Source organism: Thermasporomyces composti, assembly GCF_003386795.1.
GTDB lineage: Bacteria > Actinomycetota > Actinomycetes > Propionibacteriales > Actinopolymorphaceae > Thermasporomyces > Thermasporomyces composti.
This window is the reverse complement of the sequence record NZ_QTUC01000001.1, coordinates 272,272-294,629: the sequence shown is the minus strand read 5'-3', so window position 1 is coordinate 294,629 and position 22,358 is coordinate 272,272. Positions and strand designations below refer to the sequence as shown.

General features: G+C 71.2%; 19 protein-coding genes, 1 pseudogene and 1 riboswitch. Of the genes and pseudogenes, 13 read left to right on the top strand and 7 right to left on the bottom strand.

Going from position 1 to position 22,358, the window contains the following annotated elements:
• Window positions 1-52 precede the first annotated feature (52 nt).
• The gene (gene trpD / locus DFJ64_RS01290) at window positions 53-1,093 is read left to right on the top strand and encodes an anthranilate phosphoribosyltransferase (protein ID WP_115848776.1); all 1,041 of its coding nucleotides are present in this window, start codon (window positions 53-55) and stop codon (window positions 1,091-1,093) included.
• Between the two features lie 68 nt (window positions 1,094-1,161).
• Here trpD and DFJ64_RS19790 read toward each other — a convergent pair whose 3' ends face one another.
• From DFJ64_RS19790 to DFJ64_RS01270, 5 genes and pseudogenes are all read right to left on the bottom strand, one after another.
• Complete coding sequence (locus DFJ64_RS19790) at window positions 1,162-1,875, bottom strand: RAD23 family protein (protein WP_245941348.1); 714 nt, start codon at window positions 1,873-1,875, stop codon at window positions 1,162-1,164.
• 387 nt (window positions 1,876-2,262) lie between these two features.
• A pseudogene (locus DFJ64_RS20175) lies at window positions 2,263-2,367 on the bottom strand (DUF2510 domain-containing protein); the annotation flags it as partial.
• A gap of 64 nt (window positions 2,368-2,431) precedes the next feature.
• A complete protein-coding gene (locus DFJ64_RS01280) occupies window positions 2,432-2,716 on the bottom strand; it encodes an Lrp/AsnC family transcriptional regulator (protein WP_115848774.1) in 285 nt (94 codons plus the stop codon).
• Between the two features lie 102 nt (window positions 2,717-2,818).
• Complete coding sequence (locus tag DFJ64_RS01275) at window positions 2,819-4,612, bottom strand: DEDD exonuclease domain-containing protein (RefSeq protein WP_115848773.1); 1,794 nt, start codon at window positions 4,610-4,612, stop codon at window positions 2,819-2,821.
• Window positions 4,613-4,696: 84 nt separating this feature from the next.
• On the bottom strand, window positions 4,697-5,458 hold the full coding sequence (locus tag DFJ64_RS01270) for a class I SAM-dependent methyltransferase (RefSeq protein ID WP_211310455.1): 762 nt from the start codon (window positions 5,456-5,458) through the stop codon (window positions 4,697-4,699).
• Between the two features lie 159 nt (window positions 5,459-5,617).
• Here DFJ64_RS01270 and DFJ64_RS01265 point away from each other — a divergent pair, with 159 nt between their 5' ends.
• From DFJ64_RS01265 to DFJ64_RS01245, 5 genes are all read left to right on the top strand, one after another.
• The gene (locus DFJ64_RS01265) at window positions 5,618-6,943 is read left to right on the top strand and encodes an NYN domain-containing protein (RefSeq protein ID WP_115848771.1); all 1,326 of its coding nucleotides are present in this window, start codon (window positions 5,618-5,620) and stop codon (window positions 6,941-6,943) included.
• Between the two features lie 117 nt (window positions 6,944-7,060).
• Window positions 7,061-7,238, top strand: a riboswitch (cyclic di-AMP (ydaO/yuaA leader).
• A 13-nt stretch (window positions 7,239-7,251) separates the two neighbouring features.
• Window positions 7,252-8,277 (top strand): C40 family peptidase, encoded by a 1,026-nt coding sequence (locus DFJ64_RS01260; protein ID WP_115848770.1) that lies wholly within the window; start codon window positions 7,252-7,254, stop codon window positions 8,275-8,277.
• Between the two features lie 98 nt (window positions 8,278-8,375).
• A complete protein-coding gene (locus DFJ64_RS01255; RefSeq protein ID WP_147304557.1) occupies window positions 8,376-9,779 on the top strand; it encodes a hypothetical protein in 1,404 nt (467 codons plus the stop codon).
• Between the two features lie 36 nt (window positions 9,780-9,815).
• Window positions 9,816-11,117: a M48 family metalloprotease gene (locus DFJ64_RS01250; protein ID WP_211310454.1), complete on the top strand. Its 1,302-nt coding sequence runs from the start codon at window positions 9,816-9,818 to the stop codon at window positions 11,115-11,117.
• A 55-nt stretch (window positions 11,118-11,172) separates the two neighbouring features.
• A complete protein-coding gene (locus DFJ64_RS01245) occupies window positions 11,173-12,312 on the top strand; it encodes a glycosyltransferase family 4 protein (RefSeq protein ID WP_115851724.1) in 1,140 nt (379 codons plus the stop codon).
• On the opposite strand, the gene DFJ64_RS01240 is transcribed toward DFJ64_RS01245, so the two are convergent.
• Window positions 12,297-14,162: a polyamine aminopropyltransferase gene (locus DFJ64_RS01240; RefSeq protein ID WP_115848767.1), complete on the bottom strand. Its 1,866-nt coding sequence runs from the start codon at window positions 14,160-14,162 to the stop codon at window positions 12,297-12,299. The genes DFJ64_RS01245 and DFJ64_RS01240 overlap by 16 nt on opposite strands.
• Window positions 14,163-14,316: 154 nt before the next feature.
• Between DFJ64_RS01240 and DFJ64_RS01235 the strand changes: the two genes are divergently transcribed.
• The 7 genes from DFJ64_RS01235 to DFJ64_RS01200 all read left to right on the top strand — a co-directional run bounded on the left by DFJ64_RS01235 (window position 14,317) and on the right by DFJ64_RS01200 (window position 21,543).
• Entirely contained in the window at window positions 14,317-15,867 is a 1,551-nt protein-coding gene (locus tag DFJ64_RS01235; RefSeq protein ID WP_115848766.1) for a phosphotransferase family protein, read from the top strand.
• Window positions 15,868-16,012: 145 nt separating this feature from the next.
• Complete coding sequence (locus DFJ64_RS01230) at window positions 16,013-17,101, top strand: WD40/YVTN/BNR-like repeat-containing protein (protein WP_115848765.1); 1,089 nt, start codon at window positions 16,013-16,015, stop codon at window positions 17,099-17,101.
• Window positions 17,098-17,382 (top strand): ubiquitin-like small modifier protein 1, encoded by a 285-nt coding sequence (locus DFJ64_RS01225; protein WP_115848764.1) that lies wholly within the window; start codon window positions 17,098-17,100, stop codon window positions 17,380-17,382. Before DFJ64_RS01230 ends, DFJ64_RS01225 begins: the two co-directional genes overlap by 4 nt.
• A gap of 342 nt (window positions 17,383-17,724) precedes the next feature.
• The gene (locus tag DFJ64_RS01215) at window positions 17,725-18,708 is read left to right on the top strand and encodes a DUF3500 domain-containing protein (protein WP_115848763.1); all 984 of its coding nucleotides are present in this window, start codon (window positions 17,725-17,727) and stop codon (window positions 18,706-18,708) included.
• A 180-nt stretch (window positions 18,709-18,888) separates the two neighbouring features.
• Window positions 18,889-19,323 (top strand): SRPBCC family protein, encoded by a 435-nt coding sequence (locus tag DFJ64_RS01210; protein WP_115848762.1) that lies wholly within the window; start codon window positions 18,889-18,891, stop codon window positions 19,321-19,323.
• A 166-nt stretch (window positions 19,324-19,489) separates the two neighbouring features.
• Window positions 19,490-20,506 carry an ROK family glucokinase gene (locus tag DFJ64_RS01205; RefSeq protein ID WP_425452154.1) on the top strand — a complete coding sequence of 339 codons (1,017 nt, stop codon included), beginning with the start codon at window positions 19,490-19,492 and terminating at the stop codon, window positions 20,504-20,506.
• Window positions 20,506-21,543 (top strand): ROK family glucokinase, encoded by a 1,038-nt coding sequence (locus DFJ64_RS01200; protein WP_115851722.1) that lies wholly within the window; start codon window positions 20,506-20,508, stop codon window positions 21,541-21,543. The genes DFJ64_RS01205 and DFJ64_RS01200 overlap by 1 nt, the downstream gene beginning before the upstream one ends.
• 37 nt (window positions 21,544-21,580) lie before the next feature.
• Here DFJ64_RS01200 and DFJ64_RS01195 read toward each other — a convergent pair whose 3' ends face one another.
• Window positions 21,581-22,318 carry a GntR family transcriptional regulator gene (locus DFJ64_RS01195; RefSeq protein WP_245940887.1) on the bottom strand — a complete coding sequence of 246 codons (738 nt, stop codon included), beginning with the start codon at window positions 22,316-22,318 and terminating at the stop codon, window positions 21,581-21,583.
• Window positions 22,319-22,358 lie beyond the last annotated feature (40 nt).

Sequence of the window (22,358 nt, the reverse complement as noted above, 5' to 3'; positions counted from 1 at the left end):
CGATCTCTCTTATCTCTCTCCTGTCGCCCCCGTCGCTGTCCTGGAGGCCGAGATGGCAGACCAGCCGGCCTTGACGTGGCCGTCCGTGCTGAACCACCTGCTCAAGGGTGCGGACTTGACGAGCGAGCAGGCGTCCTGGGCGATGGGTCAGATTCTGTCGGGCGACGCCACGCCGGCGCAGGTGGCCGGCTTCATGATCGCCTTGCGGATGAAGGGCGAGACGGTCCAGGAAGTCGAGGGTTTCGTCGAGGCGATGTACGCGCACGCCACGACGATCGACGTCCCAGGCCGCTCCGTCGACATCGTGGGCACGGGCGGTGACGGAGCCCACACGGTCAACATCTCGACGATGGCGGCGTTGGTGGCGGCCGGCGCGGGCGCTCAGGTCGTCAAGCATGGCAACCGGGCCGCGTCGTCACGCTGCGGTGCGGCCGACCTGATCGAGGCCCTGGGCGTGCCTCTCGATCTCGAGCCGAGCCGGGTGGCCGAGATCGCGAGTGAGACGGGTATCACGTTCTGCTTCGCGCCCCGCTTCCACCCAGCGATGCGTCACGCAGCCCAGCCACGGCGTGAGCTCGGTGTCCCGACCACGTTCAACGTCCTCGGGCCGATGTGTAACCCGGCGCGTCCCCAGGCGCAGGCGGTCGGTGTGGCGGACCGGAAGCTGGCCGCGCTGGTGGCCGGTGTCTTCGCGGCGCGTGGCGTCGACGCCCTGGTGTTCCGGGGTGATGACGGCCTCGACGAGCTCACCACCACCACGACGTCGAGCATCTGGGTGGTGCGGGACGGCACGATCACCGAGGAGCGCTTCGACCCGGCCGACCTCGGGATTCCGCGTGCGACCCCCGAGGAACTCCGAGGTGGTGACGTTTCTCACAACGTGGAGGTTTGTCGGCGCCTCCTGGCAGGCGAGTCCGGGCCCGTCCGGGACGCGGTGCTGCTCAACGCCGCCGCCGCCCTGGCGGTCTTCGAGCCCTCGGACGCCTCCTTGTCCGAGCGTCTGGCCGCCGCGTACGAGCGGGCTCGCCAGTCGCTGGACGAGGGCCAGGCAGCCGCGGTCCTCGAGCGTTGGCTCGCCGCTGCCACGAGGTAGCGCCTCGGGCAGGGGGTGTCGCGTCGTCGCGGGGCGACCGCGGGTGCCCCGCGTCGCCCGACTTGGCCTCACTCGATGACGTGGAGTGACTCGATCGCGTCCTGCACGTCCTTGACCAGCTGCGGGTGCGTGTCGGGCACGGATCCGATGAACATGCCGCCCTGCCCGTTGCCGAGGTCCACGACCGCGACGTACACGGTCTCGCCGGTCGATCGCAGGCCCTCGATGTGGTAGCTCAAGTGCTGCTCGAGCAGGTAGGCCTTCCTGCCGTCGACCTCGAAGGGAGTGCGGGACCTCGTCTCGCTGGTGATCTCCGCGCCCACGAAGTTGTTGTCGGCGAACCACGTCGCGATCTCCTGCGCGCTCGCGGCGAGGTCGTTCCGGTCGTACAACTCTGGGCTGGCCGGGCCGACCGCGGCGAGCGCGAGCCAGTCGTGCCCGTCCCGGTAGTTGGGCTCGGTCACCGTTGTCTGGGCGACGACGGCGTTCAACGCGTTGGTCGCCGCTGGGTCGAGCCGCCAGGGCGACGACAACAGGCTGTACATCAGGTGCGGTCCCGCCTGGAGGTCGTCCGGCCTCGTGGGCTCTGCGGGCGTCGTGCTCGGGGCCGGCTCAGGACGCGACGAAGGGCTGGTGGTCGGTTCCGGGGACGCCGGCGCCCGCGTGCTGGCTGCCGGAGCGGGCTCGGACGCGCTCGTGGTGTCCTCGTCGTCGCCGGAGCTGGCCGCGACGTAACCGACGACTCCGAGCAGGACGAAGGCCGCGACGCCGCCGATGATCACGGCGAGACGAGCGGTGGGGGAGGTGACGCGTGCCTCCGTGCTTAGCCCCTCCGCTCGTGGCGGAAGGCCGCCAGCGGGTGGGACGCTCGGTGGGAGAAGGGGTGGCAGGTACCCCGGGCCGGGCGCACCGGGCGGCGGTGGCTGTGCGCCAGGCGGCATGGGCTGCGCCGAACCCGGCCACATGGGCGGGTGAGGGCCAGGACCGGGCGGCGGGTGCGGCGGCGTCGGAGGTGGCCCACCCGGGCCTGGCGGCCCAGCCGGGCCCCGGGAGGGCGGGACCGTGGACGGCGGCGGAGCCGGAGGCCCCGCGTTTCCGGGCGCGGGTGGACCTGCCTGCGACGCTGTGCCGCTCTGCCTCTCCTCATCCTTGACCGGCGGTGGTGCGGACGAGTCCGTGGTGACGAACCGCGTCCACTGCTGGCCGTCCCACCAGCGATACGTCTCCGGTAGCCCGAACGGATCGCTGTACCAGCCGGGCGCCTGGTCCTGCATGCGCTCAGGCTAGTGCGTGGTGTGCCGGTGTTGATCAGGTGGAGGTCAGCTCGACGTCGTCCCCTCAGGACTCGTCCAGGCCGAGGCTGAAAGCGGCCTCCAGGTCATGCCGGGAGTAGGCGCGGAACGCGATGTGGGTCTCGGTGGCCAGGACACCCGGGACCTTGTTGAGGCGGTCGGCGACCACGGTGGCGATCTCCTCGTGCTCGCGCACGCGCACCATGGCGATGAGGTCGATGTCTCCGGTCACGGAGTAGACCTCGCTCACACCGTCGAGTTCGGCGATCTGCTGGGCCACCTCGGGGATGCGTGCCACGTCTGCTTGCACGAACACGATCGCCGTGATCACTGTGCCTCCTTGACCCGTTGAGTTGCCTCCGCAACGAGTACCACATCCCGGCCGGCCGTCCGCACCTGGCCGCCGCGCCGGACAAGACGCGGGTGGGCAGGGTCACGGGCGGAGCGGCGACTGGCCGGGACGCAGTCCCCGCGAGTCGTCCACGTGCCCCTCACGCCAGTCGTAGGCGGTGTCCAGCCACGCGATCCGGCTCTCCGCTCCGGCGACCGGACAGCTCCACTCGCCGGACAGCTCCACAAGACGGACGCCGGGTTGCTCCAACCAGGCGAGGATCCGTTCGGTTTCCTCAGCCGTGGCGGCCGGTCGAGGGGGTGGTGGCGGTTCGACGGTCTCCGCGGAAGCGGTGATGACCGCGATGCCGGCGCGTGCCGGTGACCCGGGAGGCACCACGCCGGCGCCGGCGAGCCGGCCGTACCGAATGACGTGCGCCTCCCATCCCCCGTCGGGCAGACGTCGTGCGGCCACCACCTCCGGACAGCGAGCGAGAGCGGCCAGCCGTTGTGTGCGCGCGGCCGAACGCACGAAGGCCGCCATCCGGTCGCGGTGCACGATGGCCTCCTCGTAGCGCTGTTGCTCCGCCAAGACCCGGATCCGACGGGTGATCGCCTCGATGACAGGGCTGGGATCGGTGGTGATGGCGCGGCGCACCGCCTCGACATGCACGGCGTACGCCGCGACATCGACGGTGCCGACACACGGCGCGACGCACCGGCCCATCTCCGCGAGGACGCACGCGGAACCACGTCCTGGAGAGCGGGACAGCCGTTGGGTGCATTGGCGAATAGGGAACGCCTCGTGGAGGGCTGCGATCGCTTGCTCGGCGACTCGGCGGGAGCCGAAGGGACCCAAGTAGGTGGCCCCGTCGGCTTTCACGTCGCGAACGAGGGACAGTCGAGGAAAGGGCTCGACGGTGACCTTCAGCCAGCTCGCCCGCTCAGGAAAACGAGATCGCCGGTTGTAACGAGGCTTGTGCGCCGCGATGAGCCGCAGCTCCCGAACCTCGGCTTCGAGGGGCGTGGCGCACTCGATACCGATGACGTCGGCGGCGAGGTTGAGCATCTCGCCCATCCGGGACCTGGTCTCGGACGCGGTGAAGTAGCTCCGCACTCGCGTGCGCAGGTCCTTGGACTTCCCGACGTAGAGGACCCGTCCGCGGTCGTCGGTGAACAGGTAGATGCCGGGTGCGTGGGGGAGCTTGTCGGCCAGGTGGCGCTTGCGACGCTGGGCGGGGGAGACCCGGGAGCTGAACGTCGACAGCTCCTCCAACGTGTGGACGCCGAGTGATCCGAGGCGCTCCAGCAGGCCGTGGAGCACGTCGACGGTCGCGCGTGCGTCGGCGAGGGCTCGGTGTGTCGGGGTGGTCGGCGACTTGAAGTAGGCGGCGAGCGTGGCGAGCTTGCAGTTGGGGGCGTCGTCCCTGGTGAGCACCCGGCGGGCGAGTCGGGCGGTGTCGATGACGTTGAACGACGGCCAACGGTAGCCGGCGGCGTCGGCGGCGGCGCGCAGGAAACCCACGTCGAAGGGAGCATTGTGGGCCACGAGCACACACCCACGCGCGAACTCCAAGAACGTGGGAAGGACCTCGTTCACCGTGGGTGCGCTCGCGACCATCGCGTCGGTGATGCCGGTGAGGACCGCGATGAACGGCGGGATCGCGGCGCCCGGGTTGACGAGCGTCTGGAACTCGCCGAGGACCTCGCCTCCTCGGACCTTGACCGCTCCGATCTCGGTGATACCCGCGCTGTCGGGGTTGCCGCCGGTGGTCTCGAGGTCGACCACACAGAAGGTGACCTCGCGCAGCGGGGTGCCGAGCTCGTCGAAGCTGGTCTGAACACCGACGGGTGGGCCGCCGCTACGTGGGGACGCGAACGTCGCCTCGACGGTCATGGGCGGGACGTTACGAGTGTCCACCGACACCGCGACGCAGGACGCGCTCGTGCTCGGACGCCGACGCGGGTCGCGGTCGGCTGGCTAGCGGTGCGTGACGCGGATCTTGGACTGGCCGTGCGGACGCTTCTCCCAGTCCTCCATGAAGCGCGCCCGCAACCCGTGACGCTCGGCGAGGGCGATGAGGGTCTCGGTCCGGTAGTAGAAGTCCTCGCGCAGCACGTGGTGCTCCTCGCCCTCGGTGCGGTCGAAGGTGAAGTCGAAGAAGCCGTCGGGAGCCATCACTCGTCCGACGTGTGCCAGGCACTCGTCGATGACCTCGATCGGCGAGTGAGAGAAGACGCTGTGCGCGTGGACGACGGTGAAGTAGTGGTCGGGCAGGAACGAGAAGCGCAGGTCGCTGACCGGCGTGAGGTACGGCATCTTGTCCTGCAGCCCGTACCGAACGATGGTCTCCTGCGCTGCCAGGAGAATGTCGGGGGAGATGTCGATCCCGTAGTAGTGGCCCGGTTCGAGGTAGTCGATGAACAACCGGCCGGCTCGGAGGTTCCCGCAGCCGATCTCCAGCATGCGGTCGCCGGGCTTGAGGCCGTGCTCGATGAGGTAGTCGAACTGCATCTGGCCGAGGGCGAGCCAACGCTCGTGGGACTTGCTGCCGACGGCGGCCTCAGGGCTTTTCGCGGCGTCCGACTTCATGACCGCGCGGTAGTAGCTCACGTGATCGCGGTACCGGGCGCGAAGGATGAGGTCGCGGCTGAGTCGCCGCAGGTAGCCCGGAATCTTGCCCGGGTTTCGGGCGGCGTACTGGACCTGGTAGAGCAGCTTCGCGCGGTTCTTGGTGCTCACGCGCGGAAGGGTAGCCAGAGATCGGGGTTTCTGGTCGCGCCTGGGCGTCATGTCGCGATGTGTCACGGCGCATTCTCATCCGGTGACGTTTTGTCTTCTCCTTCATCGCGGGATTGAGGCGCGGCATGGGCGTGGCGGGCGTCCAATTACGCTCGAAAGGTGAGCAGCGAAGCAGCCGGATCGGAGGAGACGGGCGAAGACGTCCTCTCCCGGCCGTTGCCGGACCAGGTTCGGCAACGGATCGTGGCTCTCGCCTCGGGCGCGATCGACGAGCTCGAGGTGGCGGAGCTTCCGGCTGGGCTGCGTCCATTCGCGAGGTTTGCTCCAGCGCGCCGGGTCCGGCTGGCTGCGACGCCGATCGCGGTCGCCGTGGATCGGGACCCGAACTTCCGTCACCGTGTGGCGGATCGGCTCCGACGCGGCATGCCCGATCTCGCCGAGGCGATCCGGGAAGGACGCCGACCGGCGGCTGCGGACCCGTTCGACGTGGTGGCGGCGGCCTATCTGTTGCGGCCGCCGGGGTGGACCGCGGTGGCTGAGGACGTCCTCGAGCAGCTCGAGCGGGAGAGCGCCGCGCAGGCCAGTGACCGGGAGGCGGAGACTGTCGCGCGTCTCCGTGAGCAGCTGGCGGCGGTCCGGGAGGCCGCTCGCCACGAACGCGAGCGACTCAAGGCGGAGCTCGCCGCGGTGAAGGAGGAGAACGCCACGCTCCGCCGCACTGTCCGGCAGGCGCGAGACCGAGCCCGCAGCGCAGAGGAAACGGCCGCCCAGCACGCTCGACTCCTCGAGGAGGTGCAGGAGAAGGCCGCCGCCGACGTCGCGCGCGCTGAGGCGGAGGTTCGGCGGCTGCGGGCGCGGCTCGCTGACGCCGAGATGGCGCTGGAGTCGGCGCGCCGGGCAGTGCGGGAGAGTCGTGACGTCGCGAGCGCCCGGTTGCGGCTCCTGCTCGACACACTGGTGGATGCGGCACAGGGGCTGCGCCGTGAGTTGGCGCTGCCGCCGGTGCGGTCGCGGCCAGCCGACATCGTGGAGGCGACCGAGCCTGCCCCCGGTCCGGCGGTATCCAGGCCCGAGGACGCCGTGTCTTTGGAGCTTCTGCTCGGGCTGCCACAGGTCCATCTCGTCGTGGACGGCTACAACGTGACGAAGACGGCCTGGCCGACCCTGCCGTTGGAGACGCAGCGCAGTCGGCTGGTGACCGCGCTGGGAGGTGTGGTGGCGCAGACCGGCGCGGAGGTCACCTGTGTCTTCGACGGCGCACAGGTGACGACGCCACCCCAGCTCTCGGTGCCGAGAGGCGTTCGCGTCCGATTCAGCCCAGCGGGGGTGAGCGCCGACGAGGTGATTCGGCAGATCGCCGCGGCGGAGCCGCCTGGACGGCCGGTGGTGGTGGTCTCGAGCGACCGTGAGGTCGCCGAGGGAGTTCGCCGTTTCGGGGCCCGTCCGAGACCGGCCTCGGAACTCGTCCGCCTTCTCGCGCGGTAGCTCGCGGTAATCAGCGGCCGGGGAACACCCGGCTGGGGGATTTGAAAGATTACGAGATGGTCACTAAAGTCCCGCCCCAGGTGTCCGTCTTGTGCTAGTCGGCCACCCGGTCGGCGGGCGGACGCCACGCCTAATCCTTGTCGGGTCACAACGCCCGGCAAGGAGCCGGGGACCCAGCAACACATCCCGGGGGTGAATCGGGAGGGTCGGCGGCCCACCAGGAGCCGGCGTTCTCGTAGGGCGACTTCCGGCCCGAACCCGTCAGCTCACCCGGTAGGCGTTGTTGGAAGGAAGGGGCGAAGCTGCCCGTGTCGAACCGTCGCAAGCGACGTGCTCTGCTCGCGCTGGGGTCCGCCACGCTGGCGGTGGCCGTTGGTCTTCCCGGCTCAAGTCACGCCGATCCCACCCCGAGCATCGACGAGGTTCGCAAGCAGGTCGACCGTCTTTACCATCAGGCCGAGTTGATGGCCGAACGAGCCAACGAGCTCGAAGACCAGATGGCCGTCATCAAGCGGCGTGTGAAAACCCTCGACGCCGACGTCGAGCGGCAGGAAACCAGACTGGCTGAGCTTCGGGGGGCCATCGGCCAGTACGCCGCAGCCGAGTATCGCTCCGGCGGTCTGGATCCCACGGTGCGGTTGCTCGTCGCCGACGATCCTGACGAGTTCTTGGCCCAGATGACCTCGGCCAAGGCGTTCGCCGGGCAACAGGGTGACCTCTTGCGCCGGCTACAGGCCGAGCAGAAGCGCCTCGCGGAGCAGAAGGCGATGCGCGAGGCGGAACTGGAGCGCTACCGCCGGGCGAGCGAGGCCGCCGAGAAGCGCATGAAGGTGGCGCGGAGCAAGGCGGCCAAGGCGAAGGCGCTCCTCGAACGGCTGACCGAAGAGGAGCGGCGGCGACTTCGGGAGCAGGAAGAACGGGAGCGCGCGCGTGACCGTTCGTCCCGGGGAGGAGGCGACCGGCTTCCACCGCCCCCGCCAGGGAGCGGTCGCGGAGCGATCGCGCTCAACTTCGCCCGTGCCCAGCTCGGTGAGCCGTACGTGTTCGGCGCCGCCGGCCCGGACGCGTGGGACTGCTCGGGTCTGACAATGATGGCCTGGCGTCAGGCCGGGGTGTCCCTCCCGCACTCCTCGCGCCAGCAGTACGCCGTCTCACGCAAGATCTCGCAGTCGGAGCTTCGGCCTGGCGACCTGGTGTTCTTCTACAGCGACCTGCACCACGTCGGGATCTACGCCGGCGACGGCATGATCATCCACGCGCCTCGCCCGGGGAAGGTCGTCGAGTACATCCCCATGCGGTATATGCCCTACGCGGGGGCGGGTCGCCCGGGCTGATCGTCGCGCCGCCGCGAGGGGTGGCGGGACGCGACGGGTCGAGACCGTAAGACACGACGTAGCCGCCAGCCGGGGCCGGCCGCCCCTACGATGCCAGCGTGACTGACCGCGCGAGGACGCCGGGCTCTCACCGCCGAGTCCGGCGTCCGGCATTGGCGGACCGATCGCCCCGACGTCTCGTCCTTCTGGTCGCCTGCGGCCTGCTGTTCGTCGTCGGTGTCGCGGGCACCGTGAAGGCGGTAACCGACGGACGTGCGCTCCCCTCCGCGGTGTCAGTCCACCAGGCGACGCAGGGGGGATCGCCGAGCCGGCGGGGCAGTGGCGACGAGCGCGCGGGCCCGGTGCCAGCCGCCGCTGAACGCTTCGACGCCGCTCGTGCTCTGCTCGCGCGCCAGGCTCGGGCACTCACCGAGCGGAACCGCGCCGCCTACCTTCGCACGGTCGATCCGCACGCCAAGGACTTCGCCGCGCGCGCCGCCCGCACCTACGACAACCTGGTGCGAATGGGCGTGACGGAGTACCGCTTCGGTGCGCCGGTCGAGGATACCGTGGGGCTGACCCCGGACCGCCGTGCCGTCCTCGGACCGACCGCGTGGGTCGCGGAGGTGGACGTCACCTACAAGCTCGAGGGTGACCCGGCACCGTGGCGCACGACGCTGCGCATGGTGTTCGTCGAACGCGACGGTGTCACCTACGTCGCCGCCGACCGGGAGGGGCAGGAGCCGACAGGCCCGACCGCTCTGTGGTGGGAGGACGAGGTCACTGTCGTGCGCGGTACCCACAGCCTGCTCATCGGTGTGGCGCCGCGCAGCCGCTTGGAGCGCATCGCCCGGACCGCCGATCGGTCTGTCGAAAGGGTCAGCAAGATCTGGGGCCAGGACTGGGCACAGCACGTGGTCGTCCTCGTTCCTGCGACCCAGCAGCAGATGGAACGGGTGGTCGGCGTCGACGCCGAGACCCAGGGCGCGGTGGCGGCCGTCACCACCTCCGTGGAGCGGGCGAACCCCACGGAGGCGTCCCACATCGTCCTCAATCCCGATACCTTCGACAAGATCGGCTCGCTGGGACGTCTGGTCGTCCTCACCCACGAGACCACGCACGTTGCCGCCGGTGCCACGGTGAGCGCCATGCCGCTCTGGCTGTCCGAGGGCTTCGCCGACTACGTGGGATTCCACGACTCGGGCTTGTCGACCGACGTGATCGCCCAAGAGTTCCTGGCGAAGGTCCGGCGCTCCGGACCGCCGCGTGACCTTCCGCAGAAGGAGGAGTTCGACCCTCAGGCCGAGGACCTCGACGAGGCCTACGAGGCGGCGTGGACCGCCTGTCGGTTCATCGCCTCGCGTTGGGGCGAGGCGGCGTTGGTCGACTTCTACCGCGCGATGGACTCCGCGTCGACGGAGAGGGAGGAGCGCCGGGCCTATCGCGAGGTCTTGGGTATCACGCCGGAGGACTTCGTCGAGGCCTGGCGCGACTGGGTGCGGGACGTCAGCGTCGGGGGATAACCCTCCCAGAGGCCGCCAACCGCGAGGGGGAGCGCGGTGGACCAACGGGGGAGACGTCGGGCACACGCGTGCCTGGCCATGGGCATGGTGCTCACCGTCGGTGTGGCGCTCGTCCTCCTCACCCCGTGGCGGCTGTCCGACGATGGCACGGCGGTGACCGTGCCGCGGCTTCCGCTGACCGCGGACTTCACCCCTGCGGAGATCGAGGCCAGCAGGCGGCTCCAGCGCCTCATCCAGCCGCCGGCCTACCTCACAACCGTCGCGTCGACGGTGCTCCTCGCGCTCCTCGGCCTCACTGGCTGGGGCAGCCGGCTGTGCGCCGTCGTCACCCGCGGCGTTCGGGTGTGGTGGGTGCGCGTGGCACTGGGCTCCCTCGCTCTGCTGGTCGTGGTCCGGCTGGCGGTCCTTCCCTTCGATGTCTGGTTGGAGCTGGCGCGGCGACACGTGGACGCGTCGACCCATGGCTGGGGGGCGTGGGCCCGCGACCTCGCCGCCGGGTTCGCGCTCGTCTGCGCGGTCGTGGTCGCTCTCCTGCTCACGCTCGTGGGCCTGGCTCGACGGTTCCCGCGGTGGTGGTGCGTGCCCGCCGCCGTCCTCGCTGGTCTGGCCGTGGCGGTCGGCTCGGCCGTCTATCCGGTCGTCGTCGAGCCGCTTCAGTACCGGTTCACCCCGTTGCCTCCCGGCGGCTTGCGGTCGTCTCTCCTCGAGCTCGCCGAACGGGATGGAATCCAACTCACCGAGGTGCTCGTCGCGGACGCGTCGCGGCGGACCACCAGGGTCAACGCCTACGTGTCCGGTGTCGGCCCGACCTGGCGGCTGGTGCTGTACGACACGTTGCTCGAGCAGGCGACGCCGGAGCAGATCCGGTTGATCGTCGCTCATGAGCTCGGCCATGCTCGCCGACACGACGTCGCGCGCGGGACCGCGCTCGGCGCACTCGCCGCGGTGGCCGGTGTGGTCGTGCTCGGGTATCTGCTCGACAGTCGGTGGCTCACCCGTCGAGCCCGGGTGCGCTCGGCCGCTGACCCGCGCGCGGTGGCGCTCGTGCTCGCCCTCGTGGCTGTCGGCGCGCTCGTGGCGGCGCCGATCCACAACCTGGTGTCCCGCCGGGTGGAGGCGCGGGCGGATGTCCACGCTCTGGACCTCACCCGCGATCCCGCCGGCTACGCGCGCGTGCACCGGTGGCTGGCCGTCACGAACCGCAGTGACCTGGAACCGTCACCCGTGCTGTTCGGGTGGTTCGCCACGCACCCGGCCCCGCCGCATCGACTCGGCGTGGTCCGGTGGTGGGTCGCGCACCGCGGCGAGCCGCAGATTCCCGCGCTCGCCGGACAGTGAGGCGGCGGGCGCGCCGACCGGGCAGGCGATGATCGCCCGGCTAGGCTCAGTCGTCGTGGGCCGCACCCTCGTCGTCACCAACGACTTCCCGACCCGTCAGGGCGGTATCGAGGCGTTCGTTCTCGCCCTGTGCGAGCGCATGCCCGCGTCCGAGGTCGTGGTCTACACCGCCTCGATGCCAGGTGACCGGGCCTTCGACGCCACGTTGCCGTTCCCGGTCGTCCGCGACCCCGCGGGCACTCTCCTCCCGACCCCGATGGTGGCTCGGCGGACCAGCGAGGTGCTGCGGTCCGAAGGCTGCGACCGGGTCCTGTTTGGCGCGGCCGCGCCGCTGGGCTTGCTCGCCGACTCGCTGCGCCGTTCCGGTGCCGAACGCATCGTCGCGTTGACGCACGGCCACGAGACGTGGTGGGCGCGCGTCCCCGGCGCCAGGCGGGCCCTCCGTCGGATCGGTCGGGCCACCGACACGCTCACGTACTTGGGCGAGTACACCCGCTCGATCATCGCTCGCGCGCTGGCGCCGGAGGACGCCGCGCGCATGGTGCGCTTGACGCCCGGAGTCGACGTCAACACCTTCCGCCCAGGCAGCGGCGGGGAGATCGTCCGGAAGCGTCTGGGGATCGCGCCGGAGAGGCCGGTGGTGGTCTGCGTGGCTCGCCTCACCGAGCGCAAGGGCCAGGACGTCCTGATCCGGTCGTGGCCGCACGTCGTGCGTCAGGTACCCGACGCGCTGCTGCTGATCGTCGGCGATGGTCCGCACCGCTCGGCGCTGGAGCGCCTGGTGGACGCCGAGGGGATGCGGTCGCACGTGATGTTCGCGGGAGCGGTCCCGTGGAGTGAGATCCCGCCGTACTTCGACGCCGGTGACGTCTTCGCGATGCCCTGCCGTACACGTCTCGGCGGGCTGGAGCCGGAGGCGCTGGGCATCGTGTTCCTCGAGGCGCAGGCGTCCGGGCTGCCCGTCGTGGTCGGTGACTCTGGTGGTGCGCCGGACGCCGTCCAGCACGGGAAGACGGGATACGTCGTGGACCCGTACAACCCGGTCGCCGTCGCCGCCAAGATCACCCGGCTGCTCACCGACCGCGAGCACGCCCGCGCCATGGGCGCCGCCGGCCGGGCCTGGGTCCGTGAGTGCTGGACATGGGACTCCTCGGTGGCGCGGCTGAGGGAGCTCCTGGGTTACCCGACGAGCTGACGCGTCGCTCCCGGCTGGTTCGAGGTCGCGGTCCGGTGGCCACGCAGGGCAGCGCCGCCGGCGAGGAGGACCAGGACACCGACGGTCGTGACAACGAAGCGGGTGCCGAGCACGGGCACGCCGTAGGCAAGGCAGGCACCGAGCAGCGCACCGAGTGTGCCCATGCCCAGACCGGTGACGGGCTCGTCGCGCGTCGTCGGGCGCCCTCGCCGTGCCGCCGTGACGGCGCCCGCGGTGACGAGAAGGCTCAGTCCGGCGAGGAGGACGACGAGTGTCACGGACCACACCGGCCAGGTGGTCCCGAACCGACGACACGCGAGCGTGACGGCGACGCTGCCCAGCAGCCACCCGGTGGCGCCCGCAGAGACCCGAGCAGCGTGTCGGAGGGCTCGCCTGCTGCGGAGCGGACGGGCGCCGCGGAGGCCGGCCACGAGGCCCACGAGCACCAGTCCTGACAGCGCTCCCACGGTCAGCGCCGACCACGGTGACCCGTGCCGGCTCAGCGCCGGCCGGTCATCGGTCACGGGCGGTGAACCGTCGGCGGTCGCCGGACTGCCGGCGGGGCAGGCGTCGGCCGTCATCGCGACGGTGAGGGCGAGCTCGGAACCCACTCGGTGCAGGCACGGGCGCTCGTCGAAGACCTGGCCCAAGGTGGCCGTGAGTCTCCGGACCAGTCCCTCCTCCTGGCTGTCGTAGCGGAGAGTCAGCACACCGGAGGGGGACAGCCGGTCCCGGACCTTGGCCAGCGCCTGGGTGGTGAGCGTGTAGGACGAGCCGGGAGTGCCCGTCGGGGGCAGGCTCGCCCGAGCGATCCGCGTCGTGACGACGACGAGGTCGTAGCGGGCCGTGGTCTGGTCCAGGAAGGCGCGGGGGTCGCGGACGTGTGTCGTCACCCGCGAGTCGACGTAGGGCTGGTTGGGGTGGCGACGCCGACCGAGAATCAGGAGGGATTCATCGGCCTCCACCGCGTCGACCTGGCTGGCGCCTCGGGCGAGCGCCAACGCCACCTCGTTGCCCGGTCCCGCCCCCAGGACGAGCACGCGTCCGCCGTCTGTGGCGCGCAGGGTCGCCGGGGTGGCCGGATCGGTCCGAGCGAGCTCGCGGGCGTCCCGGATCGGTGGTCCGGGGACGCCGTTGACCGTCCACGAGGTTCCTGCGGGGTCATCGCGGCTGCGGGTCGCACCGTACGGGGTCCAGGTCGTGTCGTCGGCCATGGTGATCACCCCGACGACGGTCAGGGTCACGGACCACCAGACGACGAATCCGACCGGGACGTCGTACGAGGGATGCGCGAGCACCGCGGCCACCGCCAGGAGAAGCACCCAGCCCAGGGGTGGGACGGCCGCAGCGGACAGGCCGGCGTCCACGCTGACACCGAGGAGACCGCCCACGACGCCCAGCGCGAGCGTGCCCGCGGGCGTCCAGCCAGCCAGGTGGGCGCGTCGGAGGGCCGCGGCGGTGTGCAGGCCGTAGATCGCGCCGAGCACCGCGGCGAGGACGGCCACCAAGGGGACGCCGGCCCTGACCGGTAGCCGGGGCACCGCGGCGACGCCGGTGAGCACGGAGAAGGTCAGCGCACCCGCCACGAGGGGCCTGCGGGCGAGGAAGTCGCGGGCTCGACGGTGGGCGCGCTGGAGCGCCGACGCTCCGCGACCTTGAGGCGACGTCGGTCGGAAGTCCGCACCTTTCGCGTGGAGCAGTCCGACGGCCAGGCCCAGCAGCGTGGCGAGCAGGACGACGTTGGGGAGCCGTTCCAGCACCAGACCGTGCGCGGCGGTCCACCGGGGCAGGAAGGTCATCACGAGGGAGAGCTGGATCCCGGCGAGCACCACACGCAGGCCGGTCCTCATCGCTCCTCCATCCGCCGAGGTGCGCTCCCACTCCCGGAGCTCCGGGCGCGGTTGAATCTATCCCGGTCGCTGGTGCCCGAGGCGTCCGGAGTCTCAGCGCCCGGGTCGGAGGGCCGGGTCAGGGTGCCGGGGTGGCGGTCGGTGGAGGTGAGCAGTGCCCCAGGTGGACGTCGCGGACGACTCCTTCGTCGTCGCCCCACCGAGCAGGGTCGCGGCCAGACTGCGTGATCCAGCGTTCTGGCGCTCGTGCTGGCCGACCGTGACCTTGACCGTCTACCACGACCGCGGCGTCGAAGGTCGACGGTGGTACGTCACCGGTTCCGTGGTCGGCACCGCTGAGCTGTGGCTCGAGCCCTACCGCGACGGCACGCTCGTCCACGTCTTCCTCCGGGCCGACCCCGTGCGTCCGATGTCGTCCCGGCGGCTGACCAGGCTGCGGCACCGCTTCACCCGCTCGTTGAAGGCGGCGGTGTTCGCGATCAAGGACGAGTTGGAGGCCGGCCGGGCGGCCGGGCGGCCGGGAGAGGTCGATGCTCGCACCAGGCGTGCTCTCCACCGCCGGACCGAACCGTCTCGACTCGGTCTGGCGGCTTTGCTGAGGGACGTGACGACCGCGGCGCCCGACGCGCCGGTGACGTCCGAGCTCGGCAGCGGACCTCGCGGGCGGGGCACGTCGATGGGTCCGCCGAACGGTCGTTCCGGGGCAGACGGCCGGGGCGGGTGCGTCGAGCCCGCCGGAGTCGTCGCGCTGCCGGGAGGACTGGCCAGCGCCGTCCACCGGCTCACGGTGCGCCAGGCGACCGGGACCGCGCAGAACGTCGTCCTCAAGCGCTACCTCGCCGACGACCACACGGCCGGCTCGGAGTGGGAAGGGCTCCTGCTCGCTCGGCGGTGTGCCGTTCCGACGCCCGAGCCCGTCCTGCTCGACCTGGAGGGTCGGTGGTTCGGGACGCCCGCGGTGGTCATGACGGCGCTCCCCGGTGTCGTCCTCACCGGGATGCTGGTCCGCCACGCAGGCGACCGGACGGGATGGCTCAAGGCGCTGGCGACGACGCTGGCCGCCGTTCATGGGACCGACGTCGGCCACGGTGCCCGCGAGGACCAGCCGGACCGAGACCCAGAGCGTGGCGACTCGGCCGTGTCGGACGCGGGGGCTCCGTCCCGACGGTTTCTCGCCGCGTGGCCGGACCAGTGGCCGGGGGCGTACCTCGACGCGGCCCGCGCGACCACGGCCGACGAGGCGCTGCGCCGGCTGCGCGTCGTAGCCGCGTCGGGTTGGCCAGCGCGAGACCTCGGCTTTTGTCACGGTGACTTCCAGTCCGCCAACGTCCTTGTCGACGAAGCCACCATGCTCGTTCCCGAGGGCATCGACGGGGAGGCCAGGGTCACCGGAGTCGTCGACTGGGGTGCCGCCGGTCCCGGTCCGGTCGAGGTGGATGTGGCGACCTGCCGAGCGGACCTTGCCGCCGTTCTCGGCGAGGAGGCGTCCCACGAGTTCCTTCGCGCCTACCGAGAGGTGTCGGGACGAGAGGTGCGCGGGATCGCCGCGTGGGATGTCGTCGCCGCGGCGCGTGCCCTCTGCGAGGTTCCCGAGGTCGCCGAGCGTTACGCCGCGGTCGGCGCCTCGGTCGACACCGACACGATTCGCGCCAGACTCACGGCCTTCTTCGACACCGCCGCGCGACGCCTGGACTCGTCCCCTTGACCCCACTCGTTAACCCCACCCGCTCGGTCATGCGCGCGGTGGCCGACTGTCGGTCCTGAGGCGCATACTTCACGGCACGCACCGGCGCGGACGTCTCGGCGACTGCGCTGGACGCACCGAGCAACGCGCCCAAGGGAGCAGACCGATGACAGTCCTCCTCGCGATCGGCACAGCCAAGGGGCTCTTCCTCGCCCGATCCGACGACCGGGAACGCTGGGAGCTCAGCGGCCCGCACGTGCCGATGAACGCCGTCTACGCCGTCGCCATCGACACTCGACGACAGCCGCCACGTCTCCTCGTCGGTGCCGCCAGTTCGCACTTCGGTCCGAGCGTCACCATCAGCGACGATCTCGGGGAGACGTGGCAGGAGTCGGAGGTCGCGCCGATCGCGTTCCCCGCCGACACCGACGCCACCCTGGAGCGGGTGTGGCAGATCGCGCCAGGTCCGGCCGAGCAGCCCGACCTCGTCTACGCAGGGGTGGAGCCGTCCGCGCTGTTCCGGTCCGAGGACGGTGGTCGCTCCTTCGAGCTCGTCCGCGGGCTCTGGGACCATCCCCATCGCCCTCACTGGTACCCCGGGTACGGTGGCAAGGCGATCCACACCGTGCTCCCGCACCCCGATGACCAGGACCAAGTTCTGGTTGCGATGTCATCCGGTGGGGTCTACCGCACCACCGACGGGGGCAAGAGCTGGAAGGCGAGCAACACCGGTATCCGGGCGTACTTCCTGCCTGACAACGAGTACCCGGAGTTCGGGCAGTGCGTCCACAAGGTGGCGCGCGACCCGGTGCATCCGGAGCGGCTCTTTCTCCAGAACCACCATGGGGTGGACCGATCTGACGACGGCGGCCTCACCTGGTCGTCGATCGCCGACGGACTGCCCAGCGATTTCGGGTTCCCGATCGTCACCCACCCGCGCAAGTCCGGCGTCGTCTACACCTTCCCGCTGGCCGCCGACGCTCGCCGGTTCCCACCCGACTATCGGTGTCGGGTGTTCCGCAGTGACGACGCCGGCGGGAGCTGGATTCCGTTGGGCGCAGGGCTGCCCACCGATGGGTTCTACGCCAGCGTGCTTCGCGACGCCATGACGTGTGACGACGCCGAGCCCGCTGGCGTCTACTTCGGTGCCCGGAGCGGAGAGGTCTACGCCAGCGCCGACGAGGGCGAGACGTGGCGGCTCGTGGCCGCCCACCTACCAGATGTGCTGTGTGTCCGAGCGGCGGTCGTGGCATGAGGGTGCACGTCGTCGTGCCGTCCGTCCTCCGGGCCGACTGCGGTGGGGCCGCCCGTCTGGTGGTCGAGCTCACCGGGGATCCCACTCTCGGTGGGCTGATGGCCGAGCTCGCCGCTCACTACCCGCGGCTCGAACGCCGGCTGCGCGACGAGAAGGGTGCGCTTCGGCGCTACGTCAACGTCTACGTCGACGGCACGGAGTCACGGCACCAGGACGGCCTGCGGACCGCGTTGCGCGACGGCGTCGAGGTGCACATCGTCCCCTCGGTCGCGGGTGGGTGACCGGCCGCGACGAAAGCCCGCCAGCGGGGCCGACGAACGGCTGTCCCTGGCGGTCCTCCGATCGCCTGGTTGCTCGCCGGGCACAACGGCGCGGGCGTCGGGGTCCCCGTCGCCGAAGACGGTCCGCGTCGCCGCCTTGTACAGGTCGCAGCCCTGACACGACCGTGACGCCACCGCCGTCTCCCATCGCGGGCGCGACAACAGGCGGCCGATGCGGGACGGCGGACTCGTGGAGCTCACGTCACTCCGTCCACGCGCGGTTAGGCTGGCGGGGCTCTGCACGGTGGTGATCTGCCGGTTCATGGTGGGTCGTGACGGTCGAGTGGTGGCGGAGGTCGACACATGGAGGGGTCGCAGCAGGCGGGGCGGGCGAGTCGGATGGCGGCCGCCGCGGTGGCGTTCTTGGCGTCGTTGGATCCGGACCAGCGGCGGGCGGCTACCGCTCCCTTTGACACCCCCGACCACCGCGAGTGGACCTACCTGCCCGGACCGCGGCCCGGTCTGGCGCTCGCCGACATGACCGAGCGGCAACGCGAACTGGCGATGGTGCTGCTCGACACGGGCTTGAGCGCGCATGGCTCGCGGGAGGCTCGCGCGGTCATGGCTCTCGAGGCCGTCCTGCGCGAGCTGGAGCGAGGGGCCGGTCGGGCGATGTGGCGACAACGCCACCCTCACTACTACTGGGTGCGTATCCTCGGTGATCCCGGCGGCGACCAGCCGTGGGCCTGGCGCGTCAATGGTCACCACCTCGCCACCCACGTGACGGTCGTGGGCGACCGGATCGCCGCGACCCCGCAGTTCTTCGGCGCGAATCCAGCACGGGTGCCGAGCGGACCGCACGCTGGCCTGCGCACGTTGCCGGACGCCGAGGACCTTGGCCGAGCGCTGCTCGAGGCGTTGGACCCCGACCGCCGCACCGTCGCGATCGTCTCGCCCGAGGCGCCGGACGACATCCTCACCCGTCGCGACCCGGTCGCCGATCCGAGCGTCGTTCCGCGAGGTCTGACGTACGCCGACATGACGGAGCCGCAGCGGCGACTCCTGACCACGCTGGTGCGCTACTACATGGGTCGAGTGGCCCCGGAGGCCGCCGAAACCGCGTGGCGCGACGCCGTCGACGCGGGTTTGACGGAGGTGGCGTTCTGCTGGGCTGGCTCGACGACGCCCGGCGAGGGCCACTACTACGCCGTGACGGGCCCGACCTTCCTGCTGGAGTACGACAACACCCAGAACGGCGCCAATCACGTCCACACGGTGTGGCGTGACCTGCGCCGCGACTGGGGGGAGGACCTGCTGGCTGCTCACTACGCCGCGCACCACGCCTGACCGCTCGCGGACACGACGTCGTCAGCTGGTGACCCCGCGTTCACGGCGCTCGTCCAGCCGTGCGATGTTGGAGGTACCGCGTGAGCGGTCCGCCCTCGGGTAGGTTGTGGGACCCGACGGTAGGTGCGTCCGCGGATACACAGCGCGCGGGCACGCAGCGGTGGAAGGGGCACAGCCCAGGTGACAGAGCAGACGAGCTCCAGCGTCACGATCGAGGCCGATCCGGCGACGATCATGTCGGTCATCGCCGACTTCGAGGCATATCCGTCGTGGGCGGCGGCGGTGAAAGAGGTGGAGGTGCTCTCCACCTATCCCGACGGTCGCGCCAAGGAGGTGCACTTCGTCTTGAACGCTGGCGCGATCAAGGACGAGTACACCCTCGCCTACACCTGGGACGGCAACCGCGAGGTGCGCTGGTCGTTGGTCGAGGGGAAGGTCGTCAAGCGCCTGGACGGCTCCTACACGCTGCGGGACAGAGGTCGGGGCAAGACCGAGGTGACCTATCGGCTCGCGGTCGACGTGACATTCCCGATGCTCGGGTTGATCAAGCGCAAAGCCGAGAAGGTGATCATCGACACCGCGTTGAAGGAGCTGAAGAAGAAGGTCGAGGGCTGAGCCGGTCGGCGTCGCCGCGGCGGCTCGACCCGCACGTCGGACAGCGCGGTAGTCTCCCGCTCGGGCAGCGGCCGGGAGCCGTCGCCTCTCCAACCGAGGAGTCACCCGACGGCCCCACGAGTTGGCTTGGAGGAAGGCCGTCGAGGCGGACGAGGAAGTAGGCGTCGTGGTTGAGTCGGGCGAGGTGGAACAGGAGCGGGCGCGACCAGGCGCGCGGTCTGGTAGCGGGTCCACCCGATCGTCCCTGGCGATCGGGGTCGACGTCGGAGGGACCAAGATCGCCGCTGGCGTGGTGGACGAGTCGGGGGCCATCCTCGACGAGGCACGCCGGGAGACGCCCGCGACGAGTCCGGAGGAGATCGCCGCGGCGATCGCCGACGTCGTAGCGGACCTGCGGTCCAGACACGACGTGCGTGCAGTGGGGATCGGTGCGGCGGGCCTGGTCGACGCCGACCGGACGACCGTGCTCTTCTCGCCCAACCTCGTCTGGCGGGACGAGCCGCTCAAGCGTGTGGTCGAGGAGCGCATCGGGCTGCCGACGATCATCGAGAACGACGCGAACGCCGCCGCCTGGGCGGAGTTCCGGTTCGGTGGCGGTCGGAACGTCACCGACATGGTGCTGCTCACGGTCGGCACCGGGCTCGGAGGCGGGCTGGTGCTGCGTGGCGAGCTCTACCGTGGCGCGTTCGGCGTGGGCGGAGAGGTCGGCCACATGCGCGTCGTCCCCGGGGGGTACCCGTGCGGCTGCGGCAACCGGGGCTGCTGGGAGCAGTACGCCAGCGGCACCGCGCTGGAACGTGAGGCGCGCGCGTTGGCGCAGTCGAGCCCGACGCGGGCCAGCCGGCTCCTCGAGCTGGCCGGCGGTGATCCCGCGAACGTGAAGGGACGAATGGTCACGCAGGCCGCCAAGGAGGGCGACCGGGCCGCCCAGGAGCTCCTGGAGGAGGTCGGTCGCTGGCTGGGCGAGGGCATCGCGTCCCTCGCGGCGCTCCTCGATCCGGCGGTCGTGGTGATCGGCGGGGGCGTCTCCGAGGCTGGTGACCTGCTGCTGGAGCCGGCGCGGGCGGCGTTGGAGCGCACCCTCACCGCTCGCGGTCACCGGCCGGTGCTGCGCATCCAGCAAGCGTCCTTTGGTAACGAGGCCGGCATCATCGGAGCGGCCGACTTGGCACGGTGGCGGTGATGGCGTTCATCCAGGCGCTCACGATCGGCGTCGACATCGGCGGGACGAAGGTCGCCGCGGGCGTCGTCGACCCGGACGGCAATGTGCTCGAGCGGCTGCGGCGGGACACTCCGTCGACGAGCCCGCAGGCGACCGAGGACACCATCGCGGATGTCGTCGCCGAGCTCCGCAGCCGCCACGAGGTGACCGCGGTCGGCATCGGAGCCGCCGGCTGGATCGACGTGACGGGCACCTCCGTCTTGTTCTCCCCGCACTTGGCGTGGCGGCACGAGCCGCTACGGGACGCGGTCCGCCGCCGGGTTCGGCTGCCGGTCGTCATCGAGAACGACGCGAACGCCGCCGCGTGGGCGGAGTGGCGGTTCGGCGCCGGTCAGGGCGAGGACCACCTGGTCTGTGTGACCCTCGGCACGGGCATCGGCGGTGCCGTCATCATCGACGGCGTCATGCTGCGGGGGAAGTACGGCGTGGCGGGGGAGTTCGGGCACATGACGATCGTGCCCGGCGGCCACCGCTGCGAGTGCGGCAACCGCGGCTGTTGGGAGCAGTACGCCAGTGGGAACGCGCTGGTGCGGGAGGCGCGTGAGCTGGCAGCGTCCGGGTCGCCCGTGGCCCAGAACCTCCTCGACCGGGTCGGCGGTGATCCCGGGCGGATCACCGGCCCCGCCGTCACCGAGGCCGCCAAGGACGGCGACCGCCTCGCGGTCGAGCTGCTGGAGGAGGTCGGTCGTTGGCTCGGCGTCGGCCTGGCCAACATCGCGGCCGCGTTGGACCCGGGCACCTTCGTCGTGGGCGGCGGTGTCTCCGACGCGGGTGAGCTGCTGCTGAAGCCGGCGCGGGAGGCGTTCCGACGCACCTTGACCGGGCGCGGCTTCCGGCCCGAGGCCCGGATCCTGCGGGCCGCCTTGGGCAACGAGGCGGGTCTGGTGGGCGCGGCTGACCTAGCCCGGGAGAACCTGCGGTTGTTCCGGCGTCGGCGACGTCGGAAGCGGGCGTCGGAGCGCTTGCGGGCCAGGGTCGACCAGCTGGCCGAACTCTGAGCGTCGGACGCTGCGTGCCCGCACGGCGCCGGCCGGGTCAGCGGTTGATGAGGGTGAGCTCGAAGGAGTAGCGGGTCGCGCGGTAGACGTGGGTGCCGTACTCGACGGCCCGCCCTTCGTCGTCGTACGCGGTCCGCGTCATCGTGAGGAGAGCGGCCCCGCGCGGCTCGTGGAGGTCCCGAGCTTCCGCCGAGGTCGCCGAGCGCGCCCCGATGGTCTGCCGGGCCACGCGGAGCGAGATGCCGGACGCGCGCAAGATCTCGTACAGTCCCGCCCTCTCCAAGTCGGCGGCGCTGATGTCGACCAGGTCCCGTGGCAGGTAGTTCGTCATGAGCGCGAGCGGCTCGCCCTGCGCGCAGCGAAGCCGACGGATGAGCAGCACCTCCGTGCCGACTGGGACCCCGAGAGCGGCGGCGGCCTCCTCCGGGGCCTCGACGACCCGGAGCTCCCGCACGCTCGTGGTCGGTCGCTGGCCGGTGCGGGCGAGGTCGTCGTACAGGCTCGACAGCTCCAGTGACCGCCGCACCTGCGACTGCACCACCTGCGTGCCCACGCCGCGCTTGCGGACGAGCAAGCCCTTGTCGACGAGGTAGCGAATCGCCTGCCGCATCGTCGGCCGTGACAACGAAAGCTGGTCAGCGAGGTCGACCTCGTTGGGGAGCCGGGTGCCCGCGGGCAGGGTGCCGTCGAGAATCGACCGCTCGATCTGCTGGGCGACCTGGAAGTACAGAGGGACGGGGCTGCTGCGGTCGACTGTGACAGCGAGGTCAGCCACACCCCGTACCTCCTTCTCGCGCCTCGGGCCTGACCGCGGC

Excerpts from the sequence above, each read along its gene's own strand:
- trpD (WP_115848776.1), top strand. The coding sequence starts at position 53 with ATGGCAGACCAGCCGGCCTTGACGTGGCCGTCCGTGCTGAACCACCTG.
- DFJ64_RS01200 (WP_115851722.1), top strand. The coding sequence starts at position 20,506 with ATGGCGTTCATCCAGGCGCTCACGATCGGCGTCGACATCGGCGGGACG.
- DFJ64_RS01230 (WP_115848765.1), top strand. The coding sequence starts at position 16,013 with ATGACAGTCCTCCTCGCGATCGGCACAGCCAAGGGGCTCTTCCTCGCC.
- DFJ64_RS01275 (WP_115848773.1), bottom strand. The coding sequence starts at position 4,612 with ATGACCGTCGAGGCGACGTTCGCGTCCCCACGTAGCGGCGGCCCACCC.
- DFJ64_RS01225 (WP_115848764.1), top strand. The coding sequence starts at position 17,098 with ATGAGGGTGCACGTCGTCGTGCCGTCCGTCCTCCGGGCCGACTGCGGT.
- DFJ64_RS01215 (WP_115848763.1), top strand. The coding sequence starts at position 17,725 with ATGGAGGGGTCGCAGCAGGCGGGGCGGGCGAGTCGGATGGCGGCCGCC.
- DFJ64_RS01240 (WP_115848767.1), bottom strand. The coding sequence starts at position 14,162 with ATGAGGACCGGCCTGCGTGTGGTGCTCGCCGGGATCCAGCTCTCCCTC.